15 protein-coding genes and 1 tRNA gene are annotated in these 16311 nt (G+C 47.6%); 14 read left to right on the forward strand and 2 right to left on the reverse strand.

All coding sequences use genetic code 11. The features are described from left to right. Positions 1 to 11 precede the first annotated feature (11 nt). The 7 genes from FHS17_RS29980 to FHS17_RS30010 all read left to right on the forward strand — a co-directional run bounded on the left by FHS17_RS29980 (position 12) and on the right by FHS17_RS30010 (position 7522). Positions 12 to 1757, forward strand: a complete 1746-nt coding sequence (locus FHS17_RS29980) for a tetratricopeptide repeat protein (RefSeq protein ID WP_167283095.1) — start codon at positions 12 to 14, stop codon at positions 1755 to 1757. A 379-nt stretch (positions 1758 to 2136) separates the two neighbouring features. Beyond that, on the forward strand, positions 2137 to 3066 hold the full coding sequence (gene trxB, locus FHS17_RS29985) for a thioredoxin-disulfide reductase (RefSeq protein ID WP_167283098.1): 930 nt from the start codon (positions 2137 to 2139) through the stop codon (positions 3064 to 3066). A 213-nt stretch (positions 3067 to 3279) separates the two neighbouring features. After that, a complete protein-coding gene (locus FHS17_RS29990; RefSeq protein WP_167283100.1) occupies positions 3280 to 4230 on the forward strand; it encodes an ROK family glucokinase in 951 nt (316 codons plus the stop codon). 44 nt (positions 4231 to 4274) lie between these two features. Beyond that, complete coding sequence (gene rapZ, locus FHS17_RS29995; protein WP_208420640.1) at positions 4275 to 5159, forward strand: RNase adapter RapZ; 885 nt, start codon at positions 4275 to 4277, stop codon at positions 5157 to 5159. Between the two features lie 12 nt (positions 5160 to 5171). After that, entirely contained in the window at positions 5172 to 6158 is a 987-nt protein-coding gene (locus FHS17_RS30000; RefSeq protein WP_208420641.1) for a gluconeogenesis factor YvcK family protein, read from the forward strand. 7 nt (positions 6159 to 6165) lie between these two features. Further along, the gene (gene whiA, locus FHS17_RS30005; RefSeq protein WP_167283104.1) at positions 6166 to 7095 is read left to right on the forward strand and encodes a DNA-binding protein WhiA; all 930 of its coding nucleotides are present in this window, start codon (positions 6166 to 6168) and stop codon (positions 7093 to 7095) included. Positions 7096 to 7252: 157 nt separating this feature from the next. Then, complete coding sequence (locus FHS17_RS30010) at positions 7253 to 7522, forward strand: HPr family phosphocarrier protein (RefSeq protein ID WP_167283107.1); 270 nt, start codon at positions 7253 to 7255, stop codon at positions 7520 to 7522. Between the two features lie 64 nt (positions 7523 to 7586). Here FHS17_RS30010 and clpP read toward each other — a convergent pair whose 3' ends face one another. Both clpP and FHS17_RS30020 read right to left on the reverse strand, forming a co-directional pair. Continuing rightward, the gene (gene clpP, locus FHS17_RS30015; protein ID WP_208420642.1) at positions 7587 to 8168 is read right to left on the reverse strand and encodes an ATP-dependent Clp endopeptidase proteolytic subunit ClpP; all 582 of its coding nucleotides are present in this window, start codon (positions 8166 to 8168) and stop codon (positions 7587 to 7589) included. 191 nt (positions 8169 to 8359) lie between these two features. After that, a tRNA-Arg gene (locus FHS17_RS30020) sits at positions 8360 to 8434 on the reverse strand. A 246-nt stretch (positions 8435 to 8680) separates the two neighbouring features. Between FHS17_RS30020 and FHS17_RS30025 the strand changes: the two genes are divergently transcribed. From FHS17_RS30025 to secG, 7 genes are all read left to right on the forward strand, one after another. Further along, the gene (locus FHS17_RS30025; protein WP_167283113.1) at positions 8681 to 9727 is read left to right on the forward strand and encodes a sugar-binding transcriptional regulator; all 1047 of its coding nucleotides are present in this window, start codon (positions 8681 to 8683) and stop codon (positions 9725 to 9727) included. 79 nt (positions 9728 to 9806) lie between these two features. Then, positions 9807 to 10811, forward strand: coding sequence for a type I glyceraldehyde-3-phosphate dehydrogenase (gene gap, locus FHS17_RS30030; RefSeq protein ID WP_091190982.1), 1005 nt, complete (start codon positions 9807 to 9809; stop codon positions 10809 to 10811). Between the two features lie 183 nt (positions 10812 to 10994). Beyond that, positions 10995 to 12176, forward strand: coding sequence for a phosphoglycerate kinase (locus FHS17_RS30035; RefSeq protein WP_167283115.1), 1182 nt, complete (start codon positions 10995 to 10997; stop codon positions 12174 to 12176). A gap of 41 nt (positions 12177 to 12217) precedes the next feature. Further along, entirely contained in the window at positions 12218 to 12973 is a 756-nt protein-coding gene (tpiA, locus tag FHS17_RS30040) for a triose-phosphate isomerase (RefSeq protein ID WP_167283118.1), read from the forward strand. A gap of 1 nt (position 12974) precedes the next feature. Then, positions 12975 to 14510, forward strand: coding sequence for a 2,3-bisphosphoglycerate-independent phosphoglycerate mutase (gpmI, locus tag FHS17_RS30045; RefSeq protein ID WP_167283120.1), 1536 nt, complete (start codon positions 12975 to 12977; stop codon positions 14508 to 14510). Between the two features lie 78 nt (positions 14511 to 14588). Continuing rightward, positions 14589 to 15881 (forward strand): phosphopyruvate hydratase, encoded by a 1293-nt coding sequence (gene eno / locus FHS17_RS30050; protein WP_167283123.1) that lies wholly within the window; start codon positions 14589 to 14591, stop codon positions 15879 to 15881. A gap of 165 nt (positions 15882 to 16046) precedes the next feature. After that, the gene (secG, locus tag FHS17_RS30055; protein WP_167283125.1) at positions 16047 to 16283 is read left to right on the forward strand and encodes a preprotein translocase subunit SecG; all 237 of its coding nucleotides are present in this window, start codon (positions 16047 to 16049) and stop codon (positions 16281 to 16283) included. The last annotated feature ends 28 nt before the right edge of the window (positions 16284 to 16311 follow it).

Consider the following 16311-nt stretch of genomic DNA (forward strand, 5'->3'; position numbering starts at 1 on the left):
TGCCTTGCCAGGTGAAAGAAAAGAAACGTGAAGCCATAGAACAGACAGCCAAGATCATACCGATTCAATGGGACGCCACGTTCTTTTTCGAACGGGCGGTTCGCTCGTTGGATCGTTACCACTATGACAAGGCACTCAAATATTTCCGGCGTGCCGTGGAGTATGAACCGGAAAATCCGGTAAATCATTGCAACATGGCAGGCATCATGTCGGAGATGGGCAATTATGAAGAATCCAATCGGATTTTGAAATGGATTGTCGATGAGCTGGATCCGACGATGACGGAATGTCATTTCTACATGGCCAATAACTATGCCAATATGGAGATGTATGAAGCAGCCGAGGGCTCGCTTGTTAAATATCTTGAAGAAGACGCGGATGGACAATATCTCGACGAAGCCGATGAGATGATGGAGCTTCTCCAGTATGAGCTGGAGCGCCCTGCGCCGCTTACGAATATTAAAGCACGTGAAGGTATGTTCGAACATGATCAGGCCCGTAAGCTGCTTGAGGAAGGTAAGTTTACGGAAGCTGTTCGTATTCTCGAGAAGATTATCGAGGAGCAGCCAGAGTTTCTGGCGGCACGAAATAATTTGGCATTGGCTTATTACTATATGGGCATGTTCGACAAAGCGATGGCAACGATTCATGAAGCGCTTGAACTAGAACCCGGCAATTTGCATGCCCTTTGTAATCTGGGGATCTTCTATCAGCATTCGGGGGATACGGCGAGCCTTGCCCCATTGCTAGATCTTCTGCGCAAAACAGCACCATTCCATCAGGAGCATGTGTTTAAGCTTGCAACAACGATGGGGATCTTGGGCGAACATGAATCGGCTTATCGCCATTTCACACGCTTACTGAAAGATTCGGAGCTTAATCAAGATCCATGCTTGTACCATTATGCTGCGGTAGCGGCATGCAATATTAATCGATACGTGGAAGCAGAGCGTCTCTGGAAGCAAGCGGCGAAGCTTGATCCTGAATCGGATATTCCTCGCTATTACATGGAACAGTTATCGTTGATTAAGATCGGTGACCAGTCAGCGACGGTGAGCTATCATTATCATTTACCGTTCGAGGAGCAGTTTAAACTGTGGGAAAATTCCTCCGATGGTCTTCCTGAGCATTTGAAGCGGGATCCGCTAGTCCGCTCATCGTTCTTCTGGGCGCTTCGTCATGGCGATCAGAATACGAAGCTGCAGGTCATTCAAGCGCTTGGCATGATTGCCGACAATGAAGTAAAAGATGTGCTTCGCGCCTTCCTGCTTGAGGCTGACGAAGATGACTACTTGAAGCGAATTGCCGTATTCGTGCTTCGTACACTCGGTGTACAGGAGCCGCTTCATGCTGTGCTGGAAGGAAAGGCAACAGTCATTGAACCTAATCGTGTTCCATCGCGTCTTCCGGTTTGGGAAGACAAATGGCAGGAGGTTGTTGAGGCAGCGCTATCCCGCGTCAACAAACGGTTTGACCTCGTACAGCAGTACGACCTGATGACACTGTGGGTTGAATTCCTCTCACGTCTGTATCCGGAAGTGCCAAAGCTGACGAAGCCGGAGGGCTGGGCAGCAGCACTTGAATATTTAACGGCTAAGATGCATCGTCGAACGACTTCGTATCCTGAAATAGCAGAGCGTTATGGTATCTCGATTGCGACAGTCAGCAAGAACGCCAAAAAAATCGACGAGATTTGCGGAATTAAAGAAAAGATGAAATCGATCAGTTCTGTCTTCTCTTTAGACCATCTCGAATAGGCACATTCATTAAATACGCCTTGTCATCGCAGCGCACTGAAGGATATGGTTCCCTAAGTGCGTTTTGTCTTTGCCGGGCAAACTTATATATAATAAAGTAATAAGCTTTTCCCTTGTTTTGCTCTTCCCCTTATCTTTCCCTACTCAACCACTTGTTAAGTGGTTGAAACGACTTAAATCCTGTAAGTTGTGGCATTTGGGAGCGAAGTGGAAATAACGTACTGGAGAAGCGCAGCGCTCGCCTTTGTCTCCGAATTTCAACCACTATAGTGGTTATTGAAATGAAGAAATTCGGGGACAACAGCGATCGGAAGGACGTTATTTTCGCGTAGCGGCATTAAACAGCCAATAAACTTACATCACATTTAGGAGGACAACCATGTACAAATCCATCATTATTGGCACCGGCCCAGCCGGCCTTACAGCAGCGATCTACCTTGCACGTGCGAATATGAAGCCTCTTATTATTGAAGGTCCTGAGCCAGGCGGCCAGTTGACGACGACTACAGAGGTTGAGAACTTCCCTGGTTTCCCTGAAGGGATTATGGGGCCTGAACTGATGGCAAATATGCGGAAGCAGGCTGAGCGTTTTGGTGCCGAGTTTGTGACAGGCTGGGTTAACAGCGTTGATATGTCGGAGCGTCCATTCAAGCTTCAAGTGGAGGGCAAAGGCGAGTTCGTTGGTGAATCCATTATTATATCGACTGGCGCGTCCGCTAGATGGCTTGGCATCCCGGGCGAAAAAGACAATGTTGGACGCGGCGTAAGTACATGTGCAACCTGCGATGGCTTCTTCTTCCGTAACAAGAAGATTATAGTTGTTGGCGGCGGTGACTCTGCTATGGAAGAAGCGAACTTCCTGACTCGCTTTGCGACAAACGTTGAGCTGGTAAACCGTCGTGATGAACTTCGCGCTTCGAAGATCATGCAGGACCGTGCACGTGAGAATGAGAAGATTAGCTGGAGCTTGAACCGTACCCCTCTTGAAGTTGTAGCGAGCGGCATGGGGGTTACTGGTCTTAAAGTTCGTAACAACGTTTCTGGTGAAGAGGAAGTTATTGAAACAGATGGTGTCTTCATCGCAATTGGTCATACACCAAACACGAAGTTCCTCAATGGCCAAATCGATACTGATGACCACGGCTACATTATAGTGAAGCCAGGCAGCTCAGAAACAAATGTACCAGGCGTATTCGCTTGCGGCGACGTACAGGACAATAAGTACCGTCAAGCCATTACGGCAGCGGGCAGCGGATGTATGGCAGCACTCGATTGCGAACGATTCCTCGAGAGCAACGGTTCACATTAATCGTTGCATTTGATTGCAAATGCAGCAATCCAGTATAAGAGGCGTATTCGGTCAGCCCTTTCCTGCATGTTGGAGAGGGCTTTTTCACGCCAAACTTACGCAGCGGCACGGATCCATAGGCAAACACTGGGTAAGCGGTTATCTTGACCGGAATTGGGCATTGGCTTATAGTTGGTAACAGAGTAGATAACATATTAATGAGGTGGACTAGTAATGTCTGAGAAGATTTACGTTGGAGTCGATGTCGGCGGCACCGCTATTAAAGTTGGGATTTGTAATGTAGAGGGAGAGTTGCTCCATACTTACGAAGGGCCGACGGAAACAAGTAAAGGTACGGACACCATCCTTCATAATATTGCGCAATATGCGCGTAACATCGTTGATGAATCTTCGTTCGCGTGGGAGCAAGTAGAAGGCGTTGGCGTTGGTATTGCCGGCTTCCTTGATATCCCGAACGGTATTGTGAAATTTTCGGGCAATTTGAAGATTGAGAATGTTCACTTGAAAGACTACCTCGAGCAGGAGCTTCAAGTAAAAGTTCTTGTAAATAATGACGCAAACGTTGCCGCACTTGGCGAAGCATGGGCTGGCGCGGGCAAAGGCATCGATAATTGCGTATGCTATACCCTTGGTACTGGCGTTGGCGGCGGTATTATTATCGGCGGCAAAATCGTAGAAGGCTTCGCAGGTATGGCTGGCGAGCTGGGTCATATCGCAATTGTGCCTGATCTGGAAGCTATTCAATGTGGCTGCGGCAAAATGGGCTGCCTCGAGACGGTATCGTCTGCAACGGGCATCATCCGTATGGCAAAAGACGCTGTTGAGCGCGGCGATCGTACATCGCTGACGCAAGTTGAAGATATTATGGCGAAAGACGTTATTGACGCTGCGAAAGCTGGCGACGAAGTTGCAGCGCGTATCGTTAGCCGTGCTGCTTATTATCTGGGCAAGTCAATGGCGCTTATGGCGGTTGTGCTGAATCCGGAATGTTTTATTATTGGCGGCGGCGTGTCGAAAGCAGGCGATTTCCTGTTCGACCAAATTCGCGAAGTGTTCGCGAAATACACACAAAAAGAGGCACAAGAAGGCGTGAAGATCGTTGCAGCTACGCTTGGAAATAATGCCGGCGTTGTAGGTGCGGCAGGACTCATCTTGCGTTCGTAGTGAATATGAACTGCGGCGTTACGATGGAGAAAGAGGGTGCAGCTATGGAAACGGGAGCAATGTCAAAGCTCGTTATCATTACAGGGATGTCCGGCGCGGGCAAGACCATTGCCGTTCAAAGCCTTGAAGATCTTGGCTTTTTCTGCGTCGATAATTTACCGCCGGTACTTATTCCTAAATTTGCAGAGCTGATTGAGCAGTCGAACGGCAAAATAGGCAAAGTAGCTCTTGTTATTGATTTGCGTGGACGTGAGTTTTTTACCGCTTTATCGGAATCATTAAATTTTATAAAAGAACATTTTACAATCAGCTGTGAGATTTTGTTCCTGGATGCGACAGACGAAGTGCTTGTTCAGCGATACAAGGAAAGCCGACGCCGTCATCCGCTTGCTCCGGAAGGTATGCCGCTTGAAGGCATTCGTCTGGAGAGAAGGATGCTGGAGGACCTGAAGGGCTCGGCTTCTCAAGTTATTGATACGAGCAGCATTAAGCCTACGCAGCTTAAAGAACGTATTATTTCCCGCTTTACTAATTTGGAAAGCAACAGTCTATCGGTGAATGTTACCTCATTCGGATTTAAATACGGCATTCCGATTGATGCCGATTTGATTTATGATGTACGGTTTTTACCTAATCCTCATTATGTGGACCATTTGCGCCCGAACACCGGGCAAAATCCGGACGTCTATGATTACGTGATGAAATGGCCGGAGACGCAAGCCTTTCTAACCAAGCTGCTCGATATGCTTCAGTTTCTTCTTCCTCTTTATCATAAAGAAGGTAAGAGTCAAGTTGTTATCGGCATCGGGTGTACGGGTGGCAAACACCGCTCGGTTGCGATTGCGGAATATTTAGGTCGCATGCTCGGCAGCAGTGATACAGAACGGGTACGCGTCAGCCACCGCGATGCTGACCGCGATAAGCATTGACGGGGTGATTGGATGCAGAGTAGGCATAAAATATTAAGGCGACCTAAAATCGTCGTTGTTGGCGGCGGAACCGGCCTGTCGGTTATGCTCCGTGGACTTAAGGAGAAGCCGCTTGATATTACGGCGATTGTAACGGTCGCCGACGACGGTGGGAGCTCGGGGATTCTGCGCAATGAGCTGCAGATCCCTCCGCCTGGTGATATTCGTAACGTTATTATGGCTCTTGCAGATGCCGAGCCGCTTCTGACTGAGGTGCTGCAGTACCGCTTCTCAAGCGGCACAGGCTTGGCTGGCCACAGTCTAGGCAATCTCATGCTGGCGGCAATGACAGATATCGCAGGCGATTTCGTAACGGGTATCCGTGAACTTAGCAAGGTACTGGCTGTACGGGGGCGTGTTCTTCCAGCTGCAGGCCGAGCTATTGTGCTAAGTGCGGAAATGACCGACGGTACGATTATTGTCGGAGAATCGCTTATTCCGAAGGCAGGCAAGAAGATTAAACGGGTATTTGTTGAGCCCGATGATGTAGAGCCGCTTCCGGAAGCGATAGAGGCAATTGAACAAGCCGATGCGATCCTGATCGGTCCCGGCAGCTTATACACGAGCATCATTCCGAATTTGCTCGTGCCTAGGCTGGCGCAAGCGATCGTGGATTCGACAGCGGTTAAACTGTTTGTATGCAATGTGATGACTCAGCCTGGTGAGACGGATGGCTATTCCGTCAGTGATCATCTTAAGGCGATTCATGATCATATTGGACATAGCCTGTTCGATTATGTACTCGTTAATGACGGAGAGATTCCGCCAGAGGTATCGGATAAATATGCAGAGATGGGTGCAACCCCTGTGGGGCTGGATTTTGACGAGGTTGCCAAAATGGGGCCGGAGGTCATCTCCGACCGCCTTGTCCTGTATCGGACTTTCTTAAGGCATGACGCAGAACGGTTAAGTCATCATATTTATAAATTAGTGGAAAACTGGATGTTAAGAAAGAGGTGAACTAGCGATGTCATTTGCGGCGCAAACAAAGAAAGAGCTGACAATGGTTGAGGCGGACACCTGCTGCGAGCGGGCTGAATTGTCTGCACTCATTCGAATGAACGGCTCCGTCAGTGTATCCAGCCGCAAAGTCGTCCTCGACATCTCAACCGAAAATGCAGCAATTGCCCGTCGGATCTATTCCTTGTTGAAAAAGCATTTTGAAGTGCATACGGAACTGCTCGTTCGTAAAAAAATGCGGCTTAAAAAAAATAATGTATACATCGTCAGAATTCCGACGAAGGTACAGGAAATACTAAGTGAGCTTCGAATTGTATCTGAGGGTTTTGTATTTAATGATGGCATTGATAAGAGTATTATCAAGAAGTCTTGCTGTAAACGGTCTTACTTGCGGGGAGCATTCCTTGCTGGGGGCTCTGTTAATAACCCAGAAGGCTCGTCCTACCACCTTGAGATTTCTTCGATGTATGAAGAGCATTGTGAGGCTTTGGTGGAGCTTGCAAATAAGTTTGATCTGAATGCCAGATGTATTGAGCGCAAGAAGGGCTTTGTGTTCTATATCAAAGAGGGCGAGAAAATTATCGAGCTGCTGAACATTGTAGGCGCTCACCAAGCACTGTTCAAATTCGAAGATGTACGTATTATGCGTGACATGCGTAATTCCGTTAATCGGATTGTTAATTGTGAAACGGCGAATTTGAACAAAACGATTGGTGCAGCCGTTCGACAAATCGACAACATCAGATTGCTTCAGAGGGAGATCGGGCTCAATAATTTGCCGGATAAGCTGAGAGAAGTTGCAGAAGTCAGGCTTCAGCATCCCGATATGAATCTGAAGGAAGTTGGCGAAATGCTCAAGGGCAGTGTGAGCAAATCGGGCGTTAACCATCGGCTTAGGAAGATTGATGAGCTTGCGGAAAAAATACGCAATGGCTAAACTTTTAACCTAGTGCATCAGATGGTATAATGATATAATATGAACAAAAAGTCTTATTGAAAATTATTAGTCATGTCAGGCTGAGCATGAAGCGAAATGTCCGTTTGTATGGAGGGCTGCTTGCCGGACTTATTATAGTATAGGGGGTATGGTTACCATGACAAGGCTACCGGTTGTCGTTCGTCTTAAAACAGGTCTGCACGCAAGACCTGCCGCATTATTCGTTCAAGAAGCGAACAAATTTTCCTCCGAAGTATTTGTTGAGAAAGACGACAAGAAAGTAAATGCAAAATCCATTATGGGTATTATGAGCCTTGCTATTAGCTCGGGTACAGAGATTTTCATCAGCGCAGAAGGCTCGGATGCAGAGCAGGCTGTAAACGCTTTAGTCGCTCTCGTCAGCAAAGAAGAGCTGGAGAACCAATAATAGCGAATAACAAAAGAGCGCCCCGGTATTCATTTCGAATACCGGGGCGCTCTTTTTGTATAAATTATACTTTCTCGATAACTCTGTCGATCAAGCCGTATTCCTGCGCTTCCGCTGCACTCATGAAGTAATCGCGGTCTGTATCCTTCTCGATCCGTTCAAGCGGCTGGCCGGAACGTTCAGCGAGAATACCGTTCAGCTTATCGCGCATCTTAATAATGCGGCGAGCCCGAATCTCGATGTCACTAGCCTGGCCTTCAGCGCCGCCAAGCGGCTGATGGATCATAACCTCGCTGTTCGGAAGTGCATAACGTTTGCCTTTAGCACCGGCTGTGAGCAAGAAAGCACCCATCGAAGCAGCCATACCTACGCAAATCGTCGAAACATCGGGTTTAATGTATTGCATCGTATCATAGATTGCCATGCCCGCTGTAATGGAACCACCTGGGCTGTTAATGTAGAGAGAAATATCTTTTTCAGGATCATCAGCTGCCAGGAAAAGCAATTGGGCGATAATGGAGTTGGCCACTATGTCGTTTACGCCTGACCCGAGGAAGATGATGCGATCCTTCAGAAGACGGGAGTAAATGTCATAAGCGCGCTCTCCGCGATTGTTCTGTTCAATGACCATAGGAACGAAATTCATATCCAACCAAGTCCCCTCCTCATAATAAAAAAGATGGTATTGCAATAATTTCATAATAGCGGATTGCTATTCAAAAGTCAAAGAAAGTCAAACTCGGTTTTGGAAAAGCTAAAACCTGAAACAAATAAAAAAACCGCCTTCATCAGGAAGGCGGTTTATCGTTTATGTATAGGCGATATTAATAGTTTGAATGGCGCGCCCGCTAGGAATCGAACCTAGATCTCAGGCTCCGGAGGCCTACGTCATATCCATTGGACCACGGGCGCATTACACAATGTAAAGCAACAGCAAAACTTAGTATACGCGAATCATTTGTAGAAAGCAAGATAGATGAGAAAAATAAATTTGAGCAAATCGTGAATACAAACGCTTACATCAACATTTGCTTACTTGCCATGTGAACTGTTTTTAGCTAGAATAAAGGTGGGACTTAAAGTGAGTATGCGGGACGTTTAACGTCCATCCCCTGAAAGCCCATTACGCCTATTGACGGGTGGAGTGAAAAGTAGAGGATGCGTCACATTATTGAGCTGCAGAAGCAGCTTCTCCCAGATCTGCTTGACGTAATGAAGAAGCGATACTCGATATTGCGCCAAGTTATGTTGTCTGATCTCATCGGTCGTCGAACACTCGCGAATTCCTTAGGGATGACGGAACGGGTACTCCGGGCGGAGACAGATTTTCTGAAATCGCAGGGCCTGCTCGATATTCATACGGCTGGAATGCGAATCAGCGAATCAGGCAAACAACTGCTTGAGCAATTGGAGCCCTTCTACAAAACGTTGTTCGGATTATCCGATCTGGAAGAGAAGATCAGAAGTCATTTCGGTTTATCGCAGGTTGTTATTGTAGCAGGCGATTCCGAAGAGTCTGAGCAAACGAAGCGGGAGCTCGGAAGAGCAGCTTGCCAAGTGCTCACCAAAGTAATGGAGCCTAACGATGTCGTAGCCGTAACCGGTGGAACGACAATCGCCCAGGTTGCCAACCACTTAACGTCAACAACGCCGCTGAAGAACAATTGGTTCGTGCCGGCAAGAGGCGGGCTTGGAGAAAGCCTTGATTATCAGGCGAATACGATTGCCTCAACGATGGCCAAGCGCACGGGTGCAAATTACCGTATGCTGCATGTGCCGGATCATCTTGGTGATGAAGCTTATGCATCCATGATGCAAGAGCCGAGTATCCGAGATATTGTTGAAGTCATTCGTAGTGCTCGAATCGTAGTGCACGGGATCGGGGACGCTATGGTGATGGCCAGACGCAGAAAGCTGAAGCCTGAGTTTGTGAATGCAATGGCAGCTGATGGCGCATTGGCGGAGGCATTTGGTTTTTATTTCGACCGTAATGGCGAGGTTGTTCACAAAATGCAGACAGTAGGATTACGACTCGATGATATTGTGAAGACTGAAGTTGTTATTGGTATCGCTGGCGGCAAAAGTAAAGCTGAAGCGATAGGTGCCATAATGAAGTTTGGGCACGATGATGTACTGATTACAGATGAAGCGGCTGCTCTTGAGTTGTCCGCCATTATCGACGCACAGCAACAATCGTTATCTTAACGATTTGCGGCAAGTCTTGCTGCAGACCGTTTTGAAATATATACCATAGTCATTTAAAAAAGCTTAGGAGGAATTTAAAATGGTTAAAATTGGTATTAACGGATTTGGCCGTATCGGCCGTAACGTGTTCCGCGCAGCGCTGAACAACCCTAATGTAGAAGTAGTAGCGGTGAACGACCTGACTGACACTAGCACTCTGGCTCACCTGCTGAAATATGATACAACTCATGGCACTCTTGATGCTACAGTTGAAGCTAAAGAAGGCGCAATCGTTGTTAACGGCAAAGAAATCAAAGTATTTGCTGAGCGTAACCCTGAGAACCTGGCATGGGGCTCCGTAGGCGCTGAAATCGTTGTTGAATCGACTGGTATCTTCACAGCTAAGGAAAAAGCTGAGCTTCACCTTAAAGGCGGCGCTAAAAAAGTTATCATCTCCGCTCCAGCAACTAACGAAGACATCACAATCGTTATGGGCGTAAACGAAGACAAGTACGATGCTGCATCGCACACTGTTATCTCGAACGCTTCTTGCACAACTAACTGTCTGGCACCATTTGCAAAAGTATTGAACGACAAATTCGGTATCGTAAAAGGTATGATGACTACAATTCACTCGTACACTAACGACCAATCCGTTCTGGACGTTCCTCATAAAGACCTGCGCCGTGCTCGCGCAGCTGCTGAGAACATCATTCCTTCGTCGACTGGCGCTGCTAAAGCAGTATCCCTGGTTCTGCCTGAACTGAAAGGCAAACTGAACGGCATGGCTATGCGCGTTCCTACGCCTAACGTTTCTGTAACTGACCTGGTTGCTGAACTGAAAGTTAACGTAACAGTTGAAGAAGTAAACGCAGCTCTGAAAGAAGCTTCCGAAGGCGCTCTTAAAGGCATTCTGAACTACAACGAACTGCCATTGGTATCAAGCGACTACAACTCCGACCCAGCTTCCTCCACAATCGACGCTCTGTCGACTATGGTAGTAGAAGGCAACATGGTTAAAGTTATCTCTTGGTACGACAACGAGTGGGGCTACTCGAACCGTGTAGTTGACCTCGCAGCTTTTGTTGCATCTAAAGGTCTGTAAGATAATCTAGCATTCCCCACAATGGCATGGAGGTCCCGGGGTTAATGCCCCGGGATACGCTTAGTCTGCGGCTCCACTTGGGTGGAATTTAAGGCAAAGGCGTTCCTTCCTGCGAGAAGGGGCGCCTTTTTTGCTGTATATATGCATTATGCTTTCAACTTCATAATCAGGGAGGCAACACCAATGAATAAGAAAAGTGTTCGTGACGTAGAAGTAGCAGGCAAACGCGTATTTGTACGCGTCGATTTTAACGTGCCATTGGAAGACGGCAAAATTACAGACGACAAACGGATCCGTGAAACACTGCCTACGATTAACTTCTTGATCGAAAAAGGCGCTAAAGTTATTCTCGCGAGCCACTTGGGTCGTCCTAATGGTGAAGTAGTTGAAGAACTGCGCCACACAGCTTCTGCTGCTCGTCTCTCCGAGCTTCTGGGCAAACCAGTTGTTAAAGCTAACGATTCGGTTGGCGAAGAAGTAAAAGCACAAGTAAACGCTCTGAACAATGGCGACGTATTGCTGCTTGAAAACGTTCGTTTCCATGCTGGTGAAGAGAAAAACGATCCGGAACTGGCTAAGCAATTCGCTGAGCTGGCTGACCTGTACGTAAACGATGCATTTGGCGCGGCACACCGTGCGCATGCTTCGACAGAAGGCATCGCTCACTACCTGCCTGCAGTATCCGGCCTTCTGATGGAGAAAGAGCTGGATGTACTCGGCAAAGCGCTGAACAATCCAGAGCGTCCTTTCACAGCTATCGTTGGTGGTTCGAAAGTAAAAGACAAAATCGACGTTATCAACAAAATGATCGAGATCGCTGACAACATCATCATCGGCGGCGGCTTGTCTTACACATTCTTCAAAGCACAAGGTCATGAAATCGGCCAATCGCTCGTTGATAACTCCAAGCTGGATCTGGCTCTTGAGTTCATCGAGAAAGCGAAATCGCTCGGCAAAAACTTCTACATTCCAGTAGATATCGTAGTTACTGACGAATTCAGCAAAAACGCGAACACAAAAATCGTTGACGTTGACGGCATCCCTGCTGATTGGGAAGGCATCGACATCGGTCCAAAAACGCGTGAAATCTATGCTGATGTAATTAAAAACTCGAAGTTGGTTGTTTGGAACGGACCAATGGGCGTATTCGAAATCGAGCCATTCTCCCATGGTACTATTGCAGTTGCTAACGCATGTGCAGAAACAGCTGGCTATACGGTTATCGGCGGCGGCGACTCTGCTGCAGCAGCTGAGAAATTCGGCGTAGCAGACAAAATGGATCATATCTCGACTGGCGGCGGCGCTTCCCTGGAGTTCATGGAAGGCAAAGCACTTCCAGGCGTTGTAGCTCTTAACGATAAATAAGAAGTTTATAGAATTATCATTAATAGAAAAGAGGGATTACGATGAGCAGAACACCAATCATTGCAGGTAACTGGAAAATGTTCAAAACGGTTTCCGAAGCCGTATCGTTCTTCTCCGAAGTTAAAGGCAAAGCTGAGGTTGCTGGTGTAGAGAGCGTGATTTGCGCACCTTACACAACACTTCCAGCACTTGTTGAAGCAGCTAAAGGCACATCGATTGCAATCGGTGCGCAAAACCTGCACTTCGAAGACAATGGTGCATTCACAGGCGAGATCAGCGGCGTAATGCTGAAGGATCTTGGCGTGAAATATGTCATTATCGGCCACTCCGAGCGTCGTGCTTACTTCGCTGAGACTGACGAAATCGTTAATAAAAAAATGCATGCAGCTTTCAAACATGGCATTACGCCAATCGTTTGCGTAGGCGAGAAGCTTGAAGAGCGTGAAGCGAACCAAACGAAAGATGTTTGTAAAGTGCAGACAGAAGCAGCTTTCCAAGGCCTGTCAGCTGCACAAGCTGCTGAAGTGGTTATCGCTTATGAGCCAATCTGGGCGATCGGCACTGGCAAATCCTCGACTTCCGAGGATGCACAAGACGTTATCGGTTACATCCGCAGCGTAGTTGCTGATCTGTATGATGCAGCAACAGCTGAAGTGGTTCGTATCCAATACGGCGGCAGTGTAAAACCTAACAACGTAGCAGAATATATGAGCCAAGCGGACATCGACGGTGCACTTGTAGGCGGCGCATCGCTTGAGCCAGCTTCCTATATTGCACTAGTTGAGGGGGCCAAGTAAGATGGCTCCGAAACCAGTTGCACTGATTATTCTTGACGGCTTTGGTCTTCGTGATGACGTAACAGGTAATGCTGTAGCGCAAGCGAAAAAGCCTAACTACGACCGCTATTGGTCGACTTACCCGCATACGACTTTGACAGCATGCGGTGAGGCTGTTGGTTTGCCGGAAGGGCAAATGGGCAACTCTGAAGTAGGTCACCTGAACATCGGCGCTGGCCGTATCGTTTATCAGGATTTGACACGGATCTCCAAGTCGATCCGTGATGGGGAGTTCTACGACAATGAAACGCTTCTTGGGGCAGTTCGCCATGCGAAAGGAAGCGGCAAGAAGCTTCATCTGTACGGTCTCCTGTCAGACGGCGGCGTTCACAGTCACATCGAACATCTTTTCGCTCTGCTTGATCTGGCGAAGAAGGAAGAGCTGAACGAAGTATTCATTCATGCTTTCCTTGATGGCCGTGACGTTGCTCCTGACAGCGCGAAAGGTTATCTCGAAAGACTGCAAGCGAAGATCGAAGAAGTGGGCGTAGGCCAAATCGCAACGGTACAAGGGCGTTACTATGCGATGGACCGTGACAAACGTTGGGAGCGTACAGAGAAATCTTATCGCGCCATGGTTTACGGCGATGGTCCTAAGTACACGGATCCGATCAAGGCAGTAGTTGAATCCTATGAGAAATCCGTTTATGATGAATTCGTTATGCCAACGGTTATCGTAGGTGAGAATGACAAGCCGGTAGGGCTTGTTGAATCGGAAGATTCTATCATCTTCTTCAACTTCCGTCCTGACCGTGCGATCCAACTTGGACAAGTATTCACGAACGAAGACTTCCGTGGTTTCGACCGTGGCGAGAGCTGCCCTAAAAACCTGCATTTTGTCTGCCTGACGCTGTTCAGTGAGACAATTGGCGGTTATGTGGCTTATTCGCCCAAGAACCTGGATAACACGCTTGGTGAAGTGCTTGTTCAGAACAATAAGAAGCAGCTGCGCATCGCGGAAACTGAGAAATATCCGCATGTTACGTTCTTCTTCAGCGGTGGCCGCGATGTTGAGCTTCCGGGCGAGACACGCGTTCTGATTAATTCGCCAAAAGTTGCAACTTATGACCTGCAACCAGAAATGAGTGCATATGAAGTTGCAGCAGCTGCGGTGAAAGAAATCGAAGCCGACAATCATGATGCGATTATTCTGAACTTTGCTAACCCTGACATGGTTGGTCACTCCGGCATGCTGGAGCCAACGATCAAGGCGGTAGAAGCAACAGATGATTGCCTTGGCCAAGTGGTCGAAGCTATTCTTGCAAAAGGTGGCGTAGCGATCATTACAGCTGACCATGGTAACGCGGATATGGTATTTGACGAGAACGGCCGTCCGTTCACAGCACATACAACGAACCCTGTTCCTTGTATTGTTACAGTGGCAGGCGGAGAGCTTCGCGAAGGCGGTATTCTGGCTGACCTGGCTCCAACGGTTCTTGATCTGATGGAACTGGCTAAACCGCAACAAATGACAGGTACAACATTGATTCAGAAGTAAGTTTCAAGGTAAACTCAAAAGAGTTGTTTTCCATGCTTCAACCCTATAAATAAACCTTAATAAGGAGTGTTACTTAAAATGTCTATTATCGTTGACGTATACGCACGCGAAGTGCTGGATTCCCGCGGGAATCCAACTGTAGAAGTAGAAGTATCCCTGGAATCCGGCGGCAAAGGTCGCGCAATCGTTCCATCCGGCGCATCCACTGGCGCTTACGAAGCTGTTGAGCTTCGTGATGGCGACAAAGGCCGTTACCTGGGCAAAGGTGTAGAAAAAGCGGTTGAGAACGTAAACGCAATTATCGCACCTGAAATCATCGGTCTGGACGCACTTGATCAAGTAGCAATCGACCGTAAAATGATCGAGCTTGACGGTACGCCTAACAAAGCTAAACTGGGCGCTAACGCAATCCTGGCTGTATCGATGGCTGTTGCTCGCGCTGCAGCTGACGCTCTGAACGTGTCCCTTTACACTTACCTGGGCGGCTTCAATGCAAAAGTTCTGCCAGTTCCAATGATGAACATCATCAACGGCGGCGAGCATGCTGACAACAACATTGACGTACAAGAGTTTATGGTTCTGCCAGTTGGCGCACCAACATTCAAAGAAGCTCTTCGTATCGGCGCTGAAATCTTCCATAACCTGAAATCGGTTCTGAAAGATAAAGGCCTGAACACTGCAGTAGGCGACGAAGGCGGCTTTGCTCCAAACCTTGGTTCCAATGAAGAAGCAATCACAACAATCATCTCTGCTATCGAGCGTTCTGGTTACAAACCAGGCGTTGACGTATTCCTCGGTATGGACGTAGCTTCCACTGAGTTCTACAAAGACGGCAAATACCATCTCGAAGGCGAAGGCAAATCGTTCACATCCGCTGAATTCGTTGACCTGCTTGCTTCGTGGGTTGAGAAGTACCCAATCATCACAATCGAAGACGGCTGCTCCGAGGACGACTGGGAAGGTTGGAAATTGCTCACTGATAAACTCGGCGACAAAGTTCAACTCGTTGGTGACGATCTGTTCGTTACAAACACAGAGCGTTTATCCGATGGTATCGAAAAAGGCGTGGGTAACTCCATCCTCGTTAAAGTTAACCAAATCGGTTCACTTACTGAAACATTCGATGCAATCGAAATGGCAAAACGCGCTGGTTACACAGCAGTTATCTCCCACCGTTCCGGCGAAAGCGAAGACAGCACAATTGCTGACATCGCTGTTGCTACAAACGCTGGCCAAATCAAAACAGGCGCTCCGTCCCGTACGGACCGCGTAGCGAAATACAACCAATTGCTTCGCATCGAAGACCAACTGGGTTCGGTTGCTCAATATGCAGGTAAATCGGCATTCTACAACCTGAAAAACTTCAAATAAGTTTTAAAGGTCAAAATAGAAGAAGGCGTTCCGCTTAGCGGACGCCTTTTTTTTTTGCTAGATGAAGGAAATTGTAGTTAAATTTGAAACTATTGAATTACTTGTCCGCCTATGATAAAATAAATTTATGTGTTTTACGGAGCTCCTATGCTGGAGGTGGATCAAATGGAAATCTTTTGGAAGATTTTGCTCGTTATTTTCGCAGTTGGCTTGATATCGGTCGTATTGCTTCAAAAAGGGAAAAGTGCTGGTTTGTCTGGTGCAATCTCTGGCGGTGCTGAGCATTTGTTCGGTAAGCAGAAAGCTCGCGGTTTGGACTTGTTCCTTCAGCGTCTGACAGTAGGCCTGGCTTCTGGATTTTTCATCTTAGCTTTGGTTGTAGCATACGTCGTTAAAGTTTAATGTTCATGATTCGTACTCGAAAACGGAG

The sequence above is a fragment of the Paenibacillus lupini genome (assembly GCF_011761355.1).
Lineage (GTDB): Bacteria > Bacillota > Bacilli > Paenibacillales > Paenibacillaceae > Pristimantibacillus > Pristimantibacillus lupini.